18 protein-coding genes are annotated in these 17,956 nt (G+C 68.6%); 10 read left to right on the forward strand and 8 right to left on the reverse strand.

Going from position 1 to position 17,956, the window contains the following annotated elements; genetic code table 11:
* Positions 1-183: 183 nt before the first annotated feature.
* Complete coding sequence (locus DX912_RS16075; RefSeq protein ID WP_115844145.1) at positions 184-630, forward strand: DUF192 domain-containing protein; 447 nt, start codon at positions 184-186, stop codon at positions 628-630.
* An 18-nt stretch (positions 631-648) separates the two neighbouring features.
* Here DX912_RS16075 and DX912_RS16080 read toward each other — a convergent pair whose 3' ends face one another.
* Complete coding sequence (locus DX912_RS16080) at positions 649-840, reverse strand: rubredoxin (protein ID WP_115844147.1); 192 nt, start codon at positions 838-840, stop codon at positions 649-651.
* Positions 841-910: 70 nt separating this feature from the next.
* Between DX912_RS16080 and thiE the strand changes: the two genes are divergently transcribed.
* Both thiE and hemL read left to right on the forward strand, forming a co-directional pair.
* Entirely contained in the window at positions 911-1,579 is a 669-nt protein-coding gene (gene thiE / locus DX912_RS16085; protein WP_115844149.1) for a thiamine phosphate synthase, read from the forward strand.
* Positions 1,576-2,862 carry a glutamate-1-semialdehyde 2,1-aminomutase gene (hemL, locus tag DX912_RS16090; RefSeq protein ID WP_115844151.1) on the forward strand — a complete coding sequence of 429 codons (1,287 nt, stop codon included), beginning with the start codon at positions 1,576-1,578 and terminating at the stop codon, positions 2,860-2,862. The genes thiE and hemL overlap by 4 nt, the downstream gene beginning before the upstream one ends.
* Positions 2,863-2,925: 63 nt before the next feature.
* Here hemL and DX912_RS16095 read toward each other — a convergent pair whose 3' ends face one another.
* Positions 2,926-4,158 carry an acetylornithine/succinyldiaminopimelate transaminase gene (locus DX912_RS16095; RefSeq protein WP_115844153.1) on the reverse strand — a complete coding sequence of 411 codons (1,233 nt, stop codon included), beginning with the start codon at positions 4,156-4,158 and terminating at the stop codon, positions 2,926-2,928.
* 110 nt (positions 4,159-4,268) lie between these two features.
* Here DX912_RS16095 and DX912_RS16100 point away from each other — a divergent pair, with 110 nt between their 5' ends.
* Positions 4,269-5,141 (forward strand): ion transporter, encoded by an 873-nt coding sequence (locus tag DX912_RS16100; protein WP_115844155.1) that lies wholly within the window; start codon positions 4,269-4,271, stop codon positions 5,139-5,141.
* A 3-nt stretch (positions 5,142-5,144) separates the two neighbouring features.
* Here DX912_RS16100 and DX912_RS16105 read toward each other — a convergent pair whose 3' ends face one another.
* Both DX912_RS16105 and DX912_RS16110 read right to left on the reverse strand, forming a co-directional pair.
* Complete coding sequence (locus DX912_RS16105) at positions 5,145-5,993, reverse strand: SDR family oxidoreductase (RefSeq protein ID WP_115844157.1); 849 nt, start codon at positions 5,991-5,993, stop codon at positions 5,145-5,147.
* A 62-nt stretch (positions 5,994-6,055) separates the two neighbouring features.
* Positions 6,056-6,724: a protein kinase family protein gene (locus DX912_RS16110; protein WP_115844159.1), complete on the reverse strand. Its 669-nt coding sequence runs from the start codon at positions 6,722-6,724 to the stop codon at positions 6,056-6,058.
* A gap of 117 nt (positions 6,725-6,841) precedes the next feature.
* Between DX912_RS16110 and DX912_RS16115 the strand changes: the two genes are divergently transcribed.
* Positions 6,842-8,851 carry a bifunctional DedA family/phosphatase PAP2 family protein gene (locus DX912_RS16115; RefSeq protein ID WP_115844161.1) on the forward strand — a complete coding sequence of 670 codons (2,010 nt, stop codon included), beginning with the start codon at positions 6,842-6,844 and terminating at the stop codon, positions 8,849-8,851.
* Here DX912_RS16115 and DX912_RS16120 read toward each other — a convergent pair.
* From DX912_RS16120 to DX912_RS16130, 3 genes are all read right to left on the reverse strand, one after another.
* The gene (locus DX912_RS16120) at positions 8,840-9,427 is read right to left on the reverse strand and encodes an LON peptidase substrate-binding domain-containing protein (RefSeq protein ID WP_232338459.1); all 588 of its coding nucleotides are present in this window, start codon (positions 9,425-9,427) and stop codon (positions 8,840-8,842) included. The two genes, DX912_RS16115 and DX912_RS16120, sit on opposite strands and share 12 nt — an antisense overlap.
* Positions 9,428-9,481: 54 nt before the next feature.
* Positions 9,482-10,888 (reverse strand): Mur ligase family protein, encoded by a 1,407-nt coding sequence (locus DX912_RS16125; protein ID WP_233433628.1) that lies wholly within the window; start codon positions 10,886-10,888, stop codon positions 9,482-9,484.
* A gap of 228 nt (positions 10,889-11,116) precedes the next feature.
* Positions 11,117-11,695: an adenylate kinase gene (locus DX912_RS16130; RefSeq protein ID WP_115844278.1), complete on the reverse strand. Its 579-nt coding sequence runs from the start codon at positions 11,693-11,695 to the stop codon at positions 11,117-11,119.
* A gap of 191 nt (positions 11,696-11,886) precedes the next feature.
* Between DX912_RS16130 and DX912_RS16135 the strand changes: the two genes are divergently transcribed.
* The 3 genes from DX912_RS16135 to DX912_RS16145 are packed head-to-tail and all read left to right on the forward strand — an operon-like array spanning position 11,887 to position 14,333.
* The gene (locus DX912_RS16135) at positions 11,887-13,143 is read left to right on the forward strand and encodes a 6-phosphofructokinase (RefSeq protein ID WP_115844165.1); all 1,257 of its coding nucleotides are present in this window, start codon (positions 11,887-11,889) and stop codon (positions 13,141-13,143) included.
* Between the two features lie 60 nt (positions 13,144-13,203).
* A complete protein-coding gene (locus DX912_RS16140; RefSeq protein WP_147298664.1) occupies positions 13,204-13,857 on the forward strand; it encodes a hypothetical protein in 654 nt (217 codons plus the stop codon).
* Positions 13,858-13,871: 14 nt separating this feature from the next.
* On the forward strand, positions 13,872-14,333 hold the full coding sequence (locus DX912_RS16145; protein WP_147298665.1) for a DUF2846 domain-containing protein: 462 nt from the start codon (positions 13,872-13,874) through the stop codon (positions 14,331-14,333).
* Between the two features lie 75 nt (positions 14,334-14,408).
* Here DX912_RS16145 and DX912_RS16150 read toward each other — a convergent pair whose 3' ends face one another.
* Positions 14,409-14,927, reverse strand: coding sequence for a hypothetical protein (locus DX912_RS16150; protein WP_425477961.1), 519 nt, complete (start codon positions 14,925-14,927; stop codon positions 14,409-14,411).
* Between the two features lie 204 nt (positions 14,928-15,131).
* Here DX912_RS16150 and DX912_RS16155 point away from each other — a divergent pair, with 204 nt between their 5' ends.
* Together DX912_RS16155 and ppa are read left to right on the forward strand one after the other, a co-directional pair.
* A complete protein-coding gene (locus tag DX912_RS16155) occupies positions 15,132-17,159 on the forward strand; it encodes a sodium-translocating pyrophosphatase (protein WP_115844174.1) in 2,028 nt (675 codons plus the stop codon).
* Between the two features lie 190 nt (positions 17,160-17,349).
* Positions 17,350-17,898 (forward strand): inorganic diphosphatase, encoded by a 549-nt coding sequence (ppa, locus tag DX912_RS16160; protein WP_115844176.1) that lies wholly within the window; start codon positions 17,350-17,352, stop codon positions 17,896-17,898.
* Positions 17,899-17,956: the final 58 nt, after the last annotated feature.

Below are 17,956 nucleotides of genomic sequence, written 5' to 3' on the forward strand. Positions count from 1 at the left end.
AACCGCCCTTCGAAAACCGCCGCTTCAACCGCGTCCCGCGTCAGTGATTCACCTCGGCGGGGCGCGCATTGTGCACATGCGCTGGGGCTTTGGGAAGGGGTGCGTCGAATGTTTTTTCATTGACTCGCGAAAGGCGTTGCCGGATGTTCCGGTCTTCCTTGTTCCTAGCGCCTGGAGCCACGTATGACCGCCTTCCGACTGCTGTTCGTCTGCTGTGGCCTCGCCCTGTCCGGTTGCGCCAGTGGCGCCGACGCCTGGGTCGAGCTGGGCGGCCAGCGCTATGCGGTGGAAGTGGCCGATGATGAAGCCGAACGCGAGCGCGGCCTCATGTTCCGCGATGAAATGGCCGCCGATCGCGGAATGCTCTTCATCCACGAGCGCCAGGAGCCGCTCGCCTACTGGATGAAGAACACGAAGATCCCGCTGGACATCCTCTACTTCGATTCGGCCCGCAAGCTCGTCTCGCAGCAGCGGGACGTGCCGCCCTGCTCGCTGGGCGACCGCTGCCCGCCGTATCCCAGCGACGCGCCGGCGCGTTACGTGCTCGAACTCAACGCCGGCCAGGCGGCGCGGCTGAAGCTGCAGGACGGCGCGGAACTCACGTTCAGCCCGGGCCTCGTGAAGCCCTGAACCGCCCCATGAGCCGCCTCAGAGCGGCATCATCTCGAAATCGTCCTTGGTGACGCCGCAGTCCGGGCACGTCCAGGTGTCCGGGACGTCCTCCCAGCGGGTGCCCGGGGCAATGCCCTCTTCCGGCAGGCCCAGGGCTTCGTCGTAGATGAAGCCGCAGACGACGCACATCCAGGTGCGGAACGTGGTGGTCGCAGCGATCTCGGACATGGGCGGATAATGCGGGCTTTGCGGGAACGCGCATTGTCCCACCGCGCCCGCGCCCACGGAAGCTTCCCGCATGAATCCGCCCTGGCCGCCGCGCGGCCTCTACGCCATCACGCCCGACGAAACCGACACCGACCGCCTCCTGGCCCGTGTGGAGGTGATCCTGGCTGCCGGCGCCACCTGGCTGCAGTACCGAAACAAGGCCGCGGACGGGGCCCTCCGTGCCACTCAGGCCCGCGAGCTCCTGGCGCTATGCCGCCGCCACGGCGTGCCGCTGCTCGTGAACGACGACTGGCGCCTAGCCGCGGCGATCGGCGCTGACGGCGCGCACCTGGGCGAGGACGACGGCGAGCTGGCCGCTGCCCGCGCGGCGCTGGGCGAGGCGGCGATCATCGGCGCCTCGTGCTACGACGATCCCGAACTCGCACGCCTGGCCGCCGCATCCGGCGCCAGCTACATCGCGTTCGGGGCGTTTTTTACCTCGCCGACCAAACCCAATGCGCGGCGCGCGACGCCCGAGCTGCTGCGCGACAGCGCGCCGCTCGGCCTGCCGCGCGTGGCGATCGGCGGGATCACGCCAGACAATGCGCGCCCGCTGGTCGAGGCGGGCGCCGACCTGCTCGCCGTGATTTCCGGCGTGTTCGACGCCACCGATCCCGCGGCGGCCGCACGCGCCTATCTCGACTGCTTCGATGCGCGGCCTGCGCATTCCCCTTCCACGACGGACATTTCCACGCCATGAACCACGAACGCTCGCATGCCCTGTTTTCCCGCGCCCGCGAACTCATTCCCGGCGGCGTGAACTCGCCGGTGCGCGCCTTCAAGTCGGTCGGCGGCGAACCGTTCTTCGCGCAGAGCGCACAAGGAGCGTACATCGTCGACGTCGACGGCAACCGCTACGTCGATTACGTCGGCTCGTGGGGCCCGATGATCGCCGGCCACGCGCATCCGCAGGTGCTCGCCGCCGTTTCCGAAACGATGGTCAACGGCCTCAGCTTCGGCGTGCCCAACGCGCTGGAAGTGACGATGGCCGAGCGCATCGCGCAGATCGTGCCGAGCTGCGAGATGGTGCGCATGGTGAACTCGGGCACCGAAGCGACGCTGTCGGCGATCCGCGTCGCCCGCGGCGCCACCGGGCGCACGCGCATCGTGAAGTTCGAAGGCTGCTACCACGGCCACGGCGACAGCTTCCTGGTGAAGGCCGGCAGCGGCGTGATGACGCTGGGCCTGCCGAATTCCCCGGGCGTCCCGTCGGCGCTGGCCGACCTGACCTCGACGATCCCGTACAACGATTTCGACGCGGCCACGAAGCTGTTCGACGAAATCGGCAGCGAAATCGCGGGCCTGATCATCGAACCCATCGTCGGCAACGCGAACTGCATCCTGCCGCGCGATGGCTACCTGAAACACCTGCGCGAACTGTGCACCAAGCACGGCGCGCTGCTGATCTTCGACGAGGTGATGACCGGTTTCCGTGTCGCGCTCGGCGGCGCGCAGGCGCTCTACGGCATCACGCCGGACCTGTCGACGTTCGGCAAGATCATCGGCGGCGGCATGCCGGTGGGCGCGTACGGCGGCCGTCGCGACCTGATGGAGCAGATCGCACCGAGCGGCCCGATCTACCAGGCCGGCACGCTGAGCGGCAATCCGGTGGCGATGGCCGCGGGTCTTGCGACGCTTGACCTGATCCAGGTCCCGGGTTTCCACACGGAACTGGAGCGCCGCACACACGTGCTGTGCGACGGCCTCGAAGCCGCCGCGCGCGATGCTGGCATCGCGTTCACCACCACGCGCGCGCCGGGCATGTTCGGCCTGTATTTCCGCGAAGGTCCGGTGGAAACGTTCGAGGACGCCAAGGCATCGGACACCGCGCGTTTCAACCGCTTCTTCCACGCGATGCTGGGCCGCGGCGTGTACCTGGCGCCGTCGGCGTTCGAAGCCGGCTTCGTCTCGAGCGTGCATGGCGATGCGGAGATCGCGCACACGATCGACGCGGCGCGCGCGTCGTTCGCCGAACTCGGCTGAGATTCGCTAAACAAAAAATCCCCGCGTCAGCGGGGATTTCTGCTTGCAGGCGTTACGTCCGGATCAGCCTGCGTTCGCGACGAACGCGCGCAGCGACGAACGCAGGCGCTGCAGACCTTCGGCAATGTCGTCATCGCCGATGTTCAACGCCGGCACGAAACGCAGCACATCCGGTCCGGCCTGCAGCAACAGCAGGCCGTGGTCGCAGGCGATATCGAGGATCGCCCCGGCCTTGCCCGCATGCGCTTCGCGCAGCTGCGCGCCGAGCATCAGGCCCATGCCGCGGATTTCGGAGAACAGGCCCAGTTCCGCGTCGAGTTCAACCAGCGCATCGCGAATCGCCTGCGATTGGCGCGTCACGTTTGCGAGCAGCTGCGGCGATGACAACTCCGCCAGCGCCGCGCGTGCCACCGCGGCGGCGAGCGGGTTTCCGCCGAAGGTCGTGCCGTGCGCGCCGAACTGCATCGTTTCTGCGGCCTTCTCGCCCACCAGCATCGCGCCGATCGGAAAACCGCTGCCCAGCGCCTTCGCCAGCGTCACCACGTCCGGCGTCACGCCATAGGCATGGCACGCGAACAGATGGCCCGTCCGGCCCATGCCGCACTGGATCTCGTCGAGCATCAGCAGCGCGTCGAATCGGTCGCACAGCGCGCGCAGGCCGAGCAGGAATTCCGCCGTCGCCGGTGTCACGCCGCCCTCGCCCTGCACCGGTTCGACCAGCACGGCGCACACACTGCCCGACGCCATTGCGGCTTCCGCCGCGGCCAGATCGTTGAAATCGCTGTAGACGAAGCCCGGCGGCAGGGGCTCGAACCCTTCGTGATACTTCGGCTGCGCACCGGCCGTGACGGCCGCGAGCGTGCGGCCATGGAAGCTGCCGCGGAACGTGAGGATGCCGCGCTGCGCCGGTGCACGGCCCTGCGATGCTGCCCACTTGCGCGCGAGCTTGATCGCCGCTTCGTTCGCCTCGGCGCCGGAATTGCAGAAGAACACGCGCTGCGCGAAACGCGAAGCGGTGACGAGCTCTTCGGCCAGCCGCAGCGGCGGTTCGCTGACGAACACGTTGGACGTATGCCAGAGCTTGCCCGCCTGCTCGGTCAGCGCCGCGACCAGCGGCGGATGCGCGTGGCCGAGCGCGTTCACCGCGATGCCGGCGCCGAAATCCACGTACTCACGACCGTCGCGATCCCACACGCGCGCGCCGCGACCGTGGTCGAGCACGATCCGGCGCGGCCGGTAGACCGGCAGGTAGTAGCGTTCGGACAGCGAGAACAGGTCGGACGACGAGGCGGTCATGGCAACGGGAGTGGGGAATGGAAAGCGACATTGTCGCTGATCCGGACCCGGCGCGCGGCTTGCCACGCCGTGCACGAGGGACTTCGCACAATCGCCGCAGGAGGACGCCCATGCCCTTGCTGATGGATCCGCAGCTCCAGCCGGCCACCGAATCCGGCTGGCGTCGCCGCTGGTTCGACATCGTGTTCCGCCATGACACGCGGCGTTCGCGCAACTTCGACCTGGTGCTGATCGCGGCGATCCTGGTCAGTGTCGTGGTGATCATGCTCGACAGCGTGGCGCGCATCCACGCACGCCACGGCGCCCTGCTGCACGGGCTGGAGTGGGGATTCACGCTGCTGTTCACCGCCGAGTACGCGCTGCGCCTGGCTGTGCTGCGCAATCCGTGGCGGTACGCGATCAGCCTGTGGGGCCTGGTCGACCTGGCATCGATCCTGCCGACGTACCTGTCGGTGCTGCTGCCCGGCAGCCAGAGCCTGCTGGCGTTGCGCATCCTGCGCATGCTGCGGTTGTTCCGCATCCTCAAGCTCACGCACTACGTCGAGGAAGGCGGCGTGCTGGTCGGTGCGCTATGGCGCAGCCGCCGCAAGATCTTCGTCTTCGTATGCGCGGTGATGACCATCACCGTGATCTTCGGTGCGCTGATGTACGTCGTCGAAGGCCCGGAACACGGCTTTTCCAGCATCCCGACGAGCATGTACTGGGCCGTGGTGACGATGGCGACGGTCGGCTTCGGCGACATCGCGCCGCAGACCACGCTGGGGCGCTTCATCACGTCGCTGCTGATCCTCATCGGCTACAGCATCATCGCCGTGCCGACCGGCATCTACACCGCGGAACTGGCCAGCAGCCTGCGCGAGGCGAGCGGCGACGCGAGCCGGCTCGATCGCCGCGGCTGCACGGGCTGCGGGCTGGAAGGCCACGATCCGGCCGCGCACTTCTGCCGCCACTGCGGCACTACGCTGCCGTCGGCCACGGGATGAGACTCAGCGCGGCGGCCGCGCGAGCTGCGCGTCGTTGAGGAACAGGTCCGGCAGCAGATGCTTCGCGTCCGGATCGACGGCGTACCCGCTGAAGTCGGTGACGCCGGCGGCGGAAAGCACGTCGTCGTCGATCAGGAACTGGCCCGAGTAGCCTCCGGACGGCTGCGTCAGTACGACGTGCGCGGCGTCGGCGACGATCTCCGGCGTGCGGCAGAGTTCGGGGCGGACACCGGGAATCATGTTGATCGCGTCGGTGGCGATCACCGTGCGAGGCCACAGCGCATTGATCGCCACGCCTTGCGGACCGAACTCCGCGGCCAGGCCCAGCGTCACGAAGCTCATGCCCATCTTCGCCAGCGTGTAGCCGGTGTGCGGCGCCCACCATTTCGGATCCAGGTTCAGCGGCGGCGCGAGCGACAGGATGTGCGGATCTGCGGCCTTCAGCAGGTGCGGCAGACAGGCCTGCGAACACAGGAACGTGCCGCGCGCGTTGACCTGTTGCATCAGGTCGAAGCGCTTCATCGGCGTGTCGAGCGTGCCGCGCAACCAGATCGCGCTGGCGTTGTTGACCAGGATGTCGATGCCGCCGAACGCGTCGACCGTCGCGGCGACAGCAGCGCGAACCTCGTCTTCCTCGCGGATGTCGCACTTGATCGCCAGCGCCTTGCCGCCGGCGGCAATCACTTCCTCGGCGACGGTATGGATCGTGCCGGGCAGTTTCGGATTGGGAACCGACGACTTCGCGACGATCACGACGTTGGCGCCGTCGCGCGCGGCCCGCAGCGCGATGGCGCGGCCGATGCCGCGCGAGGCGCCGGTGATGAAGAGCGTTTTTCCGGACAGGGTGCGCATGGCGCGTCTCCTACGTTGCACGCGCCTTAGGCGCGCCGATGGCCGCGATTATGGCCGGAAGGTCACGGCTTGGGCCCCTGGCCTTCGTTGTCTTCCCATTTCAGGATGCGCCGCGTCACGAACCGGTAGACCGGCTTTCCCGTGGCGAACCACGCCTCGCGCAGCCACGAATGGCGCTTGAGCACGCGCCGCTCCACCGGCGTCAGCGCGTGCGGGCAATACGTGCGCTTGTGCTTCAGCAGATGGCGCAGGTCCTCGCGTGCGAGCAGCCGCATCCAGCGCGAACGCGGCTGCCCGCGCGCGGCGAGCTGGAAGTCGATGATCCCGGGCCTGCCGTCGGCGAGCACGAGCCAGTTGGCCTCCTTCGCCAAGTCGTTGTGCGCCAGTCCGCGCCGATGGAGTTGCTGCAGCAGGCGGCGCGCGCGACGGAAATACGCGAGATCGCCATGCGGCGGGCGCTGGTACATCGCCGCGCCGTCCATGTAGCTGCGGTCGAGCCGTCGCCCGTCCCAGCCCAGCAGCTGCGGCACGTCGTGCAGGCCGCGGACCTGCTGCAGCGCGCGCGCCTCGCGCCGCGCGAGCCACCACGCGGAAACGCGCAGCCACAGCGGCACATGGCGAAGGTCACGACGCACGAACAGGCCGCGGTCGTCGCGCATGAGCGCGATGCGGCCGAAGCTGTCGGCCTTGAGCGCCTGGACTTCGATGGCGTCGTCGGATGATGAAGACATCGCGCCAGTGTACGGAATCGCGATTCGCGGACGGCCGAGGGTTCTCCCCGCGGATGCCGATCGTCACCGTGACCGTCGCCATCGCGTCGTCATGGACGCGCTGCCTATAATCGCCCGATGGAACCGGCCTGGATCGAAAGCGCGACCACATGGATCGCGGAGCACCCCGTCGCCGCCGGCGCCGTCATCTTCCTCATCGCCTTCTGCGACGCCGTGGTGCTGCTGGGCATCGTCGTGCCGGCGCTGCCGCTGCTGTTCGCGGTCGGCGCGCTGGTGGGCCTGGGCCACATCAGCGGCCCGTATGCGCTGGTGTGCGCAACGCTCGGCGCCTTCATCGGCGACGCCCTGAGCTACTGGGTCGGCCACCGATGGGGCCCGCAGTTGCGATCGCGATGGCCGTTCTCGCGGTATCCGCAGTGGCTCGATCGCGGCGAGGCGATGTTCCGCCGCCATGGCGTGAAGAGCATTTTCATCGCGCGCTTCGTCGGCGCGGTGCGGCCGTTCGTACCCGCCATCGCCGGCATGCTGCACATGCCGCTGCGGCGCTACGCCCTTCCGAGCCTGGTCGCCTGCATTGCGTGGTCGGCGCTGTTCCTCGCGCCCGGCTGGGTGCTGGGGCGGTCCTACGACGCGGTCGCCGCGGTGGCCGATCGCCTCGCGCTGGTGCTCGGCGCACTGGCGGTCGCGGTAGCACTGGTCTGGGCGATGGTGCTGTACACGTGGCGATGGTTCGCCGACCACGCCGACATTCTGCTCGCGCGCGCCCTGCGCTGGACGCGCCAGCATCCGCGGCTGGGGCCGTACGCGGCCGCGCTGATCGATCCGAACCGGCCCGAATCCCCGTCGCTGCTGATGCTTGCCGTGTGCCTGCTGGCGATCAGCTGGGCGTGGTTCACGCTGGTCGCCTCGCTGCTGGCCAGCGGGGGGCCGCTGGCGCTGGACCACACCATCCACGACTTCATGTGGAGCCTGCGCAACCCGCTCGCCGACCGCCTGATGGCCGCGCTCGCCTGCATCGGCGATGCCTCCGTGCTCGGCCCGGCGGTGCTGGTCGCGCTGGCCTACCTGCTGTGGCGCAAGCGCTGGATGGCGGCGGCGCATTTCGCCGCGGCGATCGTGTTCGGGCTGGTGTTCACGTCGTTGCTGGAAGCGGTGATCGACATGCCGCGTCCGCCGACCGCGCCGGCCGGCTTCGGCTTCCCGTCGGTGGCCGTGACGATGTCGACCATCGTGTTCGGCTTCTTCGCAGTGCTCATCGCGCGCGAGTTGCCCGGCCGCACGCGCGTGTGGCCGTACCTGCTCGCGGGCGTGATCACCACGCTGGTCGCGTTCTCGCGCCTGTACCTGGGCGCGCATTGGCCCAGCGACCTCGTCGGGGGCACGCTGTTCGGCGTGCTGTGGCTGCTGGCGCTGGGCATCGCCTATCGCCGGCACGTGCAGCGTTCGTTCTGGATGCGCCCGCTGGCGTGGCTGTTCTACGGCACCTTCGCCATCGCCGCGCTGTGGCATGCACCGCGCACCGCCGACACGCTGCTCGCGCGCTTCGCCGCCGCGACTCCGACGTCGTTGATGAGTGCCGAGGCGTGGTGGCGCGAGGGATGGAGCGAGCTGCCGGCGCAGCGCAACGAACGCGACCAGCGCCGTCGCTGGCCGCTGGACGTGCAGGTCGCCGGCTCGCTCGACCCGCTGCGCGCGCGCCTCGAAGCACGCGGCTGGCACGTGCAGCCGCAGGCGGACTGGATCGCGACGCTGGGCCTGCTCGACGACGACACCTCGGCAAGCGAGCAGCCCGTGCTGCCGGCCACGCTCGACGCGCAGGCCGAAACGCTCCTGATGGTGCATCCGGGCGGAAGCGAGAACGAAGAGTTCGTGCTGCGCCTGTGGCGCGCGCCGGTACGCCTCGACGACGGCACGCCGCTGTGGATCGGCACGAGTCAGACGTTGCGCCTGAACAAGCCGCTCGCCGTGGCAGCGCTCTGGTTGCCGGTCAGCGACGACGGGCGCGCGCACGCGATGGTGCGCGAGGCGCTGAAGGACCTGGACATCGCCGAGGACGCGCATCCGCACGGCGACACGCCCGTGCTGCGCGTGCGCACGATGACGCCGGCAAACGCGTCAGGGAAGTAGCGCCAGAAGCCGGTCGAGCCGCGCGTGCGGATCGTCGGTCTGGAGCAGCACCTGCCGTTGCGCGTTTTCCAGCGGCAGCAGCTCGGCGAGGCGCCAGCCGACCCAGGCCGCATCGTCGAAGCGCGAGTGCGGCGCCTTGGCGTGTTCGCCGCCGATCTGCTCCACGATCTGTTCCAGCAACTTTCCGAGCAGCCCGTGCTCGGGCCGCAGCGGATCGTCGGGGTCGGGATCGCACCAGTTCACGTCCGCCACCTGCAGGCCGTTGTCGCGAACGCGCACGCGGTGCGCATGGAAGCGGCGCGTGCCGCGCACCTGCAGCGTGAGCAGGCCGTCCTCGCCGCGGTCGAAGTCCTCGATCACCGCCTCGGTGCCGTATGCGGCCGCGCTCGCCGGCGCGCCCGCTTCCTCGCCGTCGATGATCAGGCAGACGCCGAAGCCGCGGCCGGCGCGGGTGCAATCGCGGACGAGGTCGAGGTAACGCGGTTCGAACACGCGCAACCCGAGCGCCGCGCCGGGAACCAGCACGGTGTGCAGCGGAAACAGCCCCAGCGGTTGCGGCATGGCGTCGTCTGACATCGCGGCCAGTGTAGGGCCGATCCGGTGCCCGCGACGCGAAGGCCGCGCGCCGCGTCAGCGCGCGGCGGCGTCCTTGAGCACGGCGAAGAAGCGGCGCGGTGCGCCGTCGAAGCCGCCATTGGACATGAACACGACGTGGTCGCCGTCGCGCACGCGTTCGCGCAACGCGGCGATCAGCGCGTCGGCGTCGGGCACAGCAACGCCTTCGTGCCGCAGCGCGGACACGACCTTGCCGGCATCCCACGCCAGTTCCGGACGATGCAGGAACACCACCGTGTCGGCGAGGTCGAGCGACGGCGCCAGCGCATCGGAATGCGCGCCCAGGCGCATCGAATTGCTGCGCGGTTCCATCGCGACCACGATCCGCGCATCGCCGACCTTCGCGCGCAGGCCGGCCAGCGTGGTGGCGATCGCGGTCGGATGGTGCGCGAAGTCGTCGTAGATGGTGACGCCCTGCGCCTGGCCGATCACTTCCAGCCGGCGCTTCACGCTGCGGAACTCCGACAGCGCGCCGAGCACGCCGGCCACGTCGACGCCGACCGCGTTCGCCGCGGCCAGCGCGGCCAGCGCGTTCATCACGTTGTGGCGGCCAAGCAGCGGCCACGTCACTTCGCCCAGTTCCGCGCCTCGATGCACGACGGCGAAGCGGCTGCCGTCCTGTTCGATCAGGCGCGCGGTCCAGTCGAATGCGGCGCGCGCGACGCTGCGGTCGTCGGCGCGGTCGCCGTGGCTGCGTTCGCCGGCGGATGCGGGGATCTGGCTCGCATCCAGGCCGAAGGTTTCGACCGGCGTCCAGCACCCCATCGCCAGCACTTCGGCCAGGTGCGCGTCCTCGCCGTTGACGATCAGGCGACCGCGGCGCGGCACGGTGCGCACGAGGTGGTGGAACTGGCGCTGGATGGCGGCCACGTCCGGGAAGATGTCGGCGTGGTCGTATTCGAGGTTGTTGAGGATCGCGACCAGCGGGCGGTAGTGCACGAACTTGCTGCGCTTGTCGAAGAACGCGGTGTCGTACTCGTCGGCTTCGACCACGAATTCGCGGCCCTGCCCCACGCGCGCGGACACACCGAAGTCTTCCGCGACGCCGCCGATCAGGAAGCCTGGTTCGCGACCGGCCGCCTGCAGCAGGTAAGTCAGGATGGTTGTGGTGGTCGTCTTGCCGTGCGTGCCGGCGACGGCGAGCGTGTCGCGGCCGGGCAGCAGGTTCTCGCTGAGCCACTGCGCGCCGGACGTGTAGCGGCGGCCGTCGTCGAGCACCTGCTCCACCGCTGCGTTGCCGCGCGAGAGCGCGTTGCCGACGACGATCTGTTCGCAATCGGCCGAGATGTAGTCGGGCGTGTAGCCCTGCTTCAGCGCGATGCCGAGGTTTTCCAGCTGCGTGGACATCGGCGGGTACACCGCCTGGTCGCTGCCTTCGACGTCGTGACCGAGTTCGCGCGCGAGCGCGGCGACACCGCCCATGAAGGTTCCGGCGATGCCAAGGATATGGATCTTCAAGATCGAGACTTCCTGGAGGGTGGCGGCACGGCAAACCGGAGTGTGCACCGCTCGGCCATCACTCCCCCTCTCCCGCCTGCGGGAGAGGGCAAGGGGTGAGGGAGGTTGGCCAGTGACTTCGATCGAAGCGCATCGGCGGTTTGCCCTCACCCCAACCCCTCTCCCGCAAGCGGGAGAGGGGCTTGAATCAAATCACCCGACTTCTTTCGCCGGCGCAAGCGCCTCGACGATCCGGGTGAACACGTCGTCCAGCGAGCCCACGCCGTTCACGACAGTCAGCTGGCCGTGCTGGCGGTAGAAATCGACGACCGGCGCGGTCTGGTCGTTGTAGACCTGCAGGCGACGGCGCACCGATTCCGGGCTGTCGTCCGCGCGGCCTTCGGCCTTGGCGCGGCCGGCGATGCGCTCGACGAGCATCTCGGTCGGCACTTCCAGCTGCACCGCGTAATCCATCGGCTGTCCGATGCGCTGCAGCAGCTGGTCCAGCGCCGCGGCCTGCGCGAGGTTGCGCGGGTAGCCATCGAGGATGAAGCCGCCCTTCGTGTCGTCGCGCGAGAAGCGGTCTTCCAGCATGCCCAGCAGGATCTCGTCGCTGACGAGGTTGCCCGAGGCCATGATTTCCTTCGCTTCCAGACCCAGCTTGCTGCCCGCGGCCACTTCGGCGCGAAGCAGGTCGCCGGTCGAAATGTGCGGGACCTGCAGATGGTCCTTGAGTCGCGCGGCCTGCGTGCCCTTGCCGGAGCCGGGCGCGCCCAGAAGTACCAATCGCATCAACATCACTCCTAGAACGGAAAAATCGGGGTGCCGCTGGGGCCGGCGCACGCCGGACCGGGTCCGGGATCGCCGCCCGCCGACCGGCGCTACACTCGCAGCAGCCTGCCCCGGCGGGCAAATTCGCGGTCACTTTACCGCATCCTGCCCAGCCTCCCTCACCCGATCCGCCCACGGACCAGGAATTGGACATGCCCTCCGGAACCCTGCTTTACGCGCAGTCGGGCGGTGTCACCGCCGTCATCAACGCCACCGCCTCGGCCGTGATCCAGACCGCCCGCGCGCACAAGGTCCGCGTGCTCGCCGGCCGCAACGGCATCCTGGGCGTGCTTCGCGAAGAGCTGATCGACACCTCGAAGGAGCCGGCGGGCGTGATCCGATCGCTCGCCCACACGCCCGGCGGCGCGTTCGGCTCGTGCCGGGTGAAGCTGAAATCGCTCGATCAGGACCGGGCGAAGTACGAACGCCTGCTGGAGGTCTTCCGCGCCCACGACGTGCGCTGGTTCCTCTACAACGGTGGCAACGATTCGGCCGACACCGCGCTGAAGGTCTCGCAGCTCGCCGCCGAATTCGATTACCCGCTGACCTGCGTCGGCGTGCCGAAGACGGTCGACAACGACCTGGCCGTGACCGACTGCTGCCCGGGCTTCGGTTCGGTCGCCAAGTTCACCGCGGTGTCGGTGCGCGAGTGCGCGCTGGATGTCGCGGCGATGGCCGATACGTCGACGAAGGTCTTCGTCTACGAGGCGATGGGCCGCCACGCCGGCTGGATCGCCGCCGCCGCGGGGCTGGCCGGCAACGGCGAGGACGCCGCGCCGCATCTCATCCTCTTCCCCGAACGTCCTTACGACGAAGCCGACTTCTTCGCGAAGGTGAAGGCCACCGTCGAGCGCGTCGGCTATTGCGTCGTCGTCGCCAGCGAAGGCATCCAGACGGCCGACGGCAAGTTCGTCGCCGATGCCGGCGGCGGCGAGGATTCCTTCGGCCATACGCAGCTCGGTGGCGTGGCGTCGTTCCTCGCGGGCCGGGTGAAGGACGCGCTCGGCTACAAGGTGCACTGGGCCCTGCCCGATTACCTGCAGCGTTCGGCGCGCCATCTCGCGTCGAAGACCGATCTCGACCAGGCGCAGGCGGTGGGCCGCAAGGCGGTGGAGTTCGCGCTGAAGGGCATGAACTCGGTGATGCCGGTGATCGTGCGCACGTCCGACATGCCGTATCGCTGGAAGGTCGAAGCCGCGCCGCTGTCGCAGATCGCCAACCACGAAAAGAAGATGCCCGACGACTTCATCCGCGCCGACGGTTACGGCATCACCGCGCCGGCACGGCGGTACCTGGAACCGCTGATCCGCGGCGAAGCGCCGCCGCCGTACGGGCGCGACGGCCTGCCGAAGTACGTGTCGCTGAAGCAGACGCTGGTCGAGAAGAAGCTGCCGCCCTTGGCGGAATAGCGCCGTTCAGTTAGCTTCCCCTGCGCAGGCGGAACCTCCGCGGCGCAACAGGGGACAGGGATGAGATGGCAGCTCGCACTGGTGGCCGTAATGGCCGCCGGGCATGTGTTCGCGCAAACGGCGGATGCACCGGCACCCACGGATGTGCTGCCTACGCCCGCTGCCCAACCCGCGACGACTCCCGCGCCCGCGTGCCAGGCGCTGTGCGCCGGACAGCAGGTCGAAGTCGAGCTCGCCGAACCCGTCGGCTCCGATACCCACAAGATCGGCGACCGCTTCCAGCTGCGACTCGCTGCACCGCTGATGCGCGATGGCGTGGTGATCGTGCCCGCCGGCACGCCGGGGGTCGGCGAGGTGGTTCATGCGCAGACCTCGCGCGCCGGCGGAAAGCCGGGCGAGCTGCTGCTCGCGGCGCGCTTCCTCGACCTCCCCGACGGCCCGCTGCCGCTGCGCGCGATGAAACTCGCCGCGCGCGGCAAGGACAACATCAACGCCTCGCTGGCCACGTCGATGGTCGCCGGCCCGTTCGGACTGTTCGTGCGCGGCCGGGAGATCGAGATCCCCGCCGGCACGCACGCCATGGCCAAGCTCGCGCACGACCTGGATCCCGCACGCGCCGTACATACGTCGCCGGTGGTCGCCGAAGCGACCGCACCGGCGCAGGAAACCCCACGCACCACCGACGCGGACAACGCGTCCCACATCAAGGAGTAGATCGAATGCGTTCCATGTTGTCCCGCACCGCCATCCTCTCGCTGCTGCTGGTTCCGGCCTTCGCCATCGCGAACGAGGGCGACGCCGCCACGGCCACGACGGCCACCACCACCGCGCCGGCCGCCACGGCGAACACGCTCATCCAGGCCGCACCTGCGGACAAGGCGCAGATCGTGTTCTTCCGCGAGTCGAAGTTCGTCGGTGCCGCCATCGGCTTCAAGGTGCGCGAAGGCGAGAACGAGCTGGGCAAGCTGCGCAGCGGCAAGTACTTCGTCGCCAACGTCGAGCCGGGCAAGCACGAATACAACGTGCATGGCGAGACCAAGGACGTGCTGACGATGGAAGTCGAAGCCGGCGAAACCTACTACGTGCTCGGCTCGCTCGGCATGGGCATCGTCGCCGGTCGCCCGAACCTGTCGCCGTCGGACGAAGCGACGTTCGTGTCGATGTCGGGCAAGCTCAAGCTCGCGAAGTAAGGCATCCACTGCAACAGAGCGAAGGGGCCGCATGCGGCCCCTTCGTGCATCTGCGATTCGGGCTTCGCAAATGGATCAGCGCGCGCAGGCCTTGCCCTCGACCTGCATCTGCGCGGCATACATCGGGATCGCGTCGAGCTTGCCGGCCTTCGCCTTTTGCGACTGCTCTTCCAGGTAGATGCGCTGCTGTCCCTGGCCGTCGAGCTTCGCCGTCTTGTCCACCGGCTTCCGCCAGATGTGCACGACGGCCTGCTGCGACGGACATGCGGCGTTGGGCACGCGGATGAGGTCGTTGAGCACCCATCCGTTTTCGGTGGGCTTCGCCTTCGCCGCATCGACGAAACGTGCGCGCGGCTGGCACTGCGGCGAAATGCGCACCACGGTGAACGCATACGGATCGTCGGCCTGTCCGGTGAACATGCCTTCCAGTCGCGCGCAGGCTTCGGGAATCTGCCGCAGCGTGTGCACGGCGCCCTGCGCCTGCGGTTGGACCGGACCGCGCGCGATTTCCGGCTTCGCATCGGCCTTCGCATCGGTCTTGGGAGTGGCTGCCAGCGCCGGCAGCGTGAAGAGCAGGAGAAGGAGCGGCGACACTCGCATGGCGGCGGGAATCCCTTTCCGTGACGGGGACCGCAGGCTGGCACGGGTGCGCTGAATGCTGCGTCTACAGCGTGCGTCGGGCCTGCGGCCTGTGCGATAGTCGGGCCGTTGTCGCGGTGGCCCACGACCCGCGCAGCTCACAATTCGATTGCGCAGTACTCGTTTTCCTGGTGTTTCCACTTCTACGGGGAGGGATTCATGCTGGAGCAGTACGGTTTGGTTCTGGCGCTGGTATGCGCCGTCATCGCGATCCTCTACGGGATCATCTCCGCGCGCTGGATCGGCGCACAACCCGCCGGCAACGAACGAATGCAGCAGATCGCCGGCGCGATCCAGGAAGGCGCGCGCGCCTACCTCAATCGGCAATACACGACCATCGCGATCGCGGGCGTCGTCCTGTTCGTCCTCATCGGCTTCTTCCTCGGCTGGGCCACGGCAGTGGGTTTCCTGCTCGGCGCGGTGCTCTCGGGTGCGGCGGGCTATATCGGCATGAACGTGTCGGTGCGCGCGAACGTGCGCACGGCAGAAGCCGCGCGCAAGGGCATGAGCCAGGCGATGGACGTCGCGTTCCGCGGCGGCGCGATCACCGGCATGCTCGTCGTCGGCCTCGGCCTGCTCGGCGTGGCCGGTTACTACCTCGTGCTGCAGCGCATGGGCTTCACCGGCGAACACGCCTTGCATGCGCTGGTCGGCCTGGCGTTCGGTTCGTCGCTGATCTCGATCTTCGCGCGACTGGGCGGCGGTATCTTCACCAAGGGTGCCGACGTCGGCGCCGATCTCGTCGGCAAGGTCGAAGCCGGCATCCCCGAAGACGATCCGCGCAATCCCGCGGTCATCGCCGACAACGTGGGCGACAACGTCGGCGACTGCGCGGGCATGGCGGCGGACCTGTTCGAAACCTACGCCGTCACGGTGATCGCGACGATGCTGCTCGGCGGCCTGATGCTCGCCGAAGCCGGACGCAACGCGGTGCTGTATCCGCTGGTGCTCGGCGGCGTGTCGATCATCGCCTCGATCATCGGCGCGTTCTTCGTGAAAGTGAAGGCTGGCGGTTCGATCATGGGCGCGCTGTACAAGGGCGTGATCGTGTCGGCGGTGCTCGCGGCGATCGCGTTCTATCCGATCACCACGCAACTGATGAGCGACAACACGCACGGCGCCATGAACCTCTACGGTTGCGCGCTCATCGGCCTGGCGCTCACCGGCGCGATCGTGTGGATCACCGAGTACTACACCGGCACGCAGTACAAGCCGGTGCGCCACGTCGCCGCCGCGTCCACCACCGGCCACGGCACCAACATCATCGCGGGCCTGGGCGTGTCGATGAAGTCGACCGCGCTGCCGGTCGTCGCGGTGTGCGTCGCGATCTGGCTCGCGTTCCATCTCGGCGGCCTGTACGGCATCGCGATCGCCGCCACGGCGATGCTGTCGATGGCCGGCATGATCGTCGCGCTCGATGCATACGGCCCGATCACCGACAACGCCGGCGGCATTGCGGAGATGGCCGAACTGCCGCCGGAGGTGCGCAACGTCACCGACCCGCTCGACGCCGTCGGCAACACGACCAAGGCGGTGACGAAGGGTTACGCGATCGGCTCGGCGGCGCTCGCGGCGCTGGTGCTGTTCGCCGACTACACGCACAACCTGTCGGCGGCCAATCCGGGGCGTTCGTTCGCGTTTGACCTGTCCGACCACTACGTGATCATCGGCCTGCTGATCGGCGGCCTCATCCCGTACCTGTTCGGCGCAATGGCGATGGAAGCCGTCGGCCGGGCGGCCGGCGCGGTGGTGGAGGAAGTGCGTCGCCAGTTCCGCCAGATCCCCGGGATCATGGAAGGCACGGGTAAGCCGGAGTACGACAAGGCCGTCGACATGCTCACCCGTTCGGCGATCAAGGAAATGATCGTGCCCTCGCTGCTGCCGGTGATCGTCCCGATCGTCGTCGGCCTGCTGCTGGGACCGACGGCGCTGGGCGGCCTGCTCATCGGCACGATCGTCACCGGCCTGTTCGTGGCCATCTCGATGACCACCGGCGGCGGCGCGTGGGACAACGCCAAGAAGTACATCGAGGACGGCAACTTCGGCGGCAAGGGCTCCGACGCCCACAAGGCCGCGGTGACCGGCGACACCGTCGGCGATCCGTACAAGGACACGGCGGGTCCGGCGATCAACCCGCTGATCAAGATCATCAACATCGTGGCGCTGCTGCTGGTGCCGCTGCTGTAAGGCCCCAGGACAGCTGGAAACCGGAACGGCGGCCTTTCGGCCGCCGTTTTTCTTTGCCCCGGGCCCCGGCAGGCGCGATAAGGAGGTCCGCGGTGCTGCGCCGCAGCAGCCAGACACGTAAAATACCGGCCCGCTATCCCAATCCCCCGCCCCGCCGTCCTGGCGCGGCCTTCAGCAGTCGGAGCAACGCATGGGCCTGGACCTCGTCCCCACCGGCAAGAACCCGCCGGATGAGATCAACGTCATCATCGAAATCCCCAAGGACGCCGAGCCGGTCAAGTACGAGGTCGACAAGGCTTCGGGCGCGATCTTCGTCGATCGCATCCTGTCCACGCCGATGCGCTATCCGTGCAACTACGGCTACGTCCCGCACACGCTGTGCGGCGACGGCGACCCGGCCGACGTGCTGGTGATCCTCCCGCTGCCGCTGGTGCCCGGTTCGGTGATCCGCGCCGTGCCGGTGGGCGTGCTGAAGATGAGCGACGAGGCCGGCTCCGACGAGAAGCTGATCGCCGTGCCGGTGCCGAAGATCTTCGGCGGCTATTCGCACATCACCGACATCGAGCAGGTGTCCAAGCACTGGCTCGAGCGCATCGGCCACTTCTTCGAGCACTACAAGGACCTGGAGAAGGGCAAGTGGGTGAAGATCGAAGGCTGGGGCGGCGCCGCCGAGGCCAAGGCGATCCTCAACGACGCCATCGCGCGCTACAACGCGGAAGAAGACAAGCCGAAGTTCTGATCGTCGGCTTTCGCTGCGCAAAAAGGCCGCCTCAAGGGCGGCCTTTTTCGTTGTGCGC

This window comes from Lysobacter soli (assembly GCF_003382285.1).
Classification (GTDB): domain Bacteria; phylum Pseudomonadota; class Gammaproteobacteria; order Xanthomonadales; family Xanthomonadaceae; genus Lysobacter_J; species Lysobacter_J soli.

What these genes read in the sequence shown, in the direction of transcription:
- DX912_RS16075 (WP_115844145.1), top strand. Translation starts at nt 184, where the DNA reads ATGACCGCCTTCCGACTGCTGTTCGTCTGCTGTGGCCTCGCCCTGTCC.
- DX912_RS16080 (WP_115844147.1), bottom strand. Translation starts at nt 840, where the DNA reads ATGTCCGAGATCGCTGCGACCACCACGTTCCGCACCTGGATGTGCGTC.
- thiE (WP_115844149.1), top strand. Translation starts at nt 911, where the DNA reads ATGAATCCGCCCTGGCCGCCGCGCGGCCTCTACGCCATCACGCCCGAC.
- hemL (WP_115844151.1), top strand. Translation starts at nt 1,576, where the DNA reads ATGAACCACGAACGCTCGCATGCCCTGTTTTCCCGCGCCCGCGAACTC.
- DX912_RS16095 (WP_115844153.1), bottom strand. Translation starts at nt 4,158, where the DNA reads ATGACCGCCTCGTCGTCCGACCTGTTCTCGCTGTCCGAACGCTACTAC.
- DX912_RS16100 (WP_115844155.1), top strand. Translation starts at nt 4,269, where the DNA reads ATGCCCTTGCTGATGGATCCGCAGCTCCAGCCGGCCACCGAATCCGGC.
- DX912_RS16105 (WP_115844157.1), bottom strand. Translation starts at nt 5,993, where the DNA reads ATGCGCACCCTGTCCGGAAAAACGCTCTTCATCACCGGCGCCTCGCGC.
- DX912_RS16110 (WP_115844159.1), bottom strand. Translation starts at nt 6,724, where the DNA reads ATGTCTTCATCATCCGACGACGCCATCGAAGTCCAGGCGCTCAAGGCC.
- DX912_RS16115 (WP_115844161.1), top strand. Translation starts at nt 6,842, where the DNA reads ATGGAACCGGCCTGGATCGAAAGCGCGACCACATGGATCGCGGAGCAC.
- DX912_RS16120 (WP_232338459.1), bottom strand. Translation starts at nt 9,427, where the DNA reads ATGTCAGACGACGCCATGCCGCAACCGCTGGGGCTGTTTCCGCTGCAC.
- DX912_RS16125 (WP_233433628.1), bottom strand. Translation starts at nt 10,888, where the DNA reads ATGGGCGGTGTCGCCGCGCTCGCGCGCGAACTCGGTCACGACGTCGAA.
- DX912_RS16130 (WP_115844278.1), bottom strand. Translation starts at nt 11,695, where the DNA reads ATGCGATTGGTACTTCTGGGCGCGCCCGGCTCCGGCAAGGGCACGCAG.
- DX912_RS16135 (WP_115844165.1), top strand. Translation starts at nt 11,887, where the DNA reads ATGCCCTCCGGAACCCTGCTTTACGCGCAGTCGGGCGGTGTCACCGCC.
- DX912_RS16140 (WP_147298664.1), top strand. Translation starts at nt 13,204, where the DNA reads ATGAGATGGCAGCTCGCACTGGTGGCCGTAATGGCCGCCGGGCATGTG.
- DX912_RS16145 (WP_147298665.1), top strand. Translation starts at nt 13,872, where the DNA reads ATGTTGTCCCGCACCGCCATCCTCTCGCTGCTGCTGGTTCCGGCCTTC.
- DX912_RS16155 (WP_115844174.1), top strand. Translation starts at nt 15,132, where the DNA reads ATGCTGGAGCAGTACGGTTTGGTTCTGGCGCTGGTATGCGCCGTCATC.
- ppa (WP_115844176.1), top strand. Translation starts at nt 17,350, where the DNA reads ATGGGCCTGGACCTCGTCCCCACCGGCAAGAACCCGCCGGATGAGATC.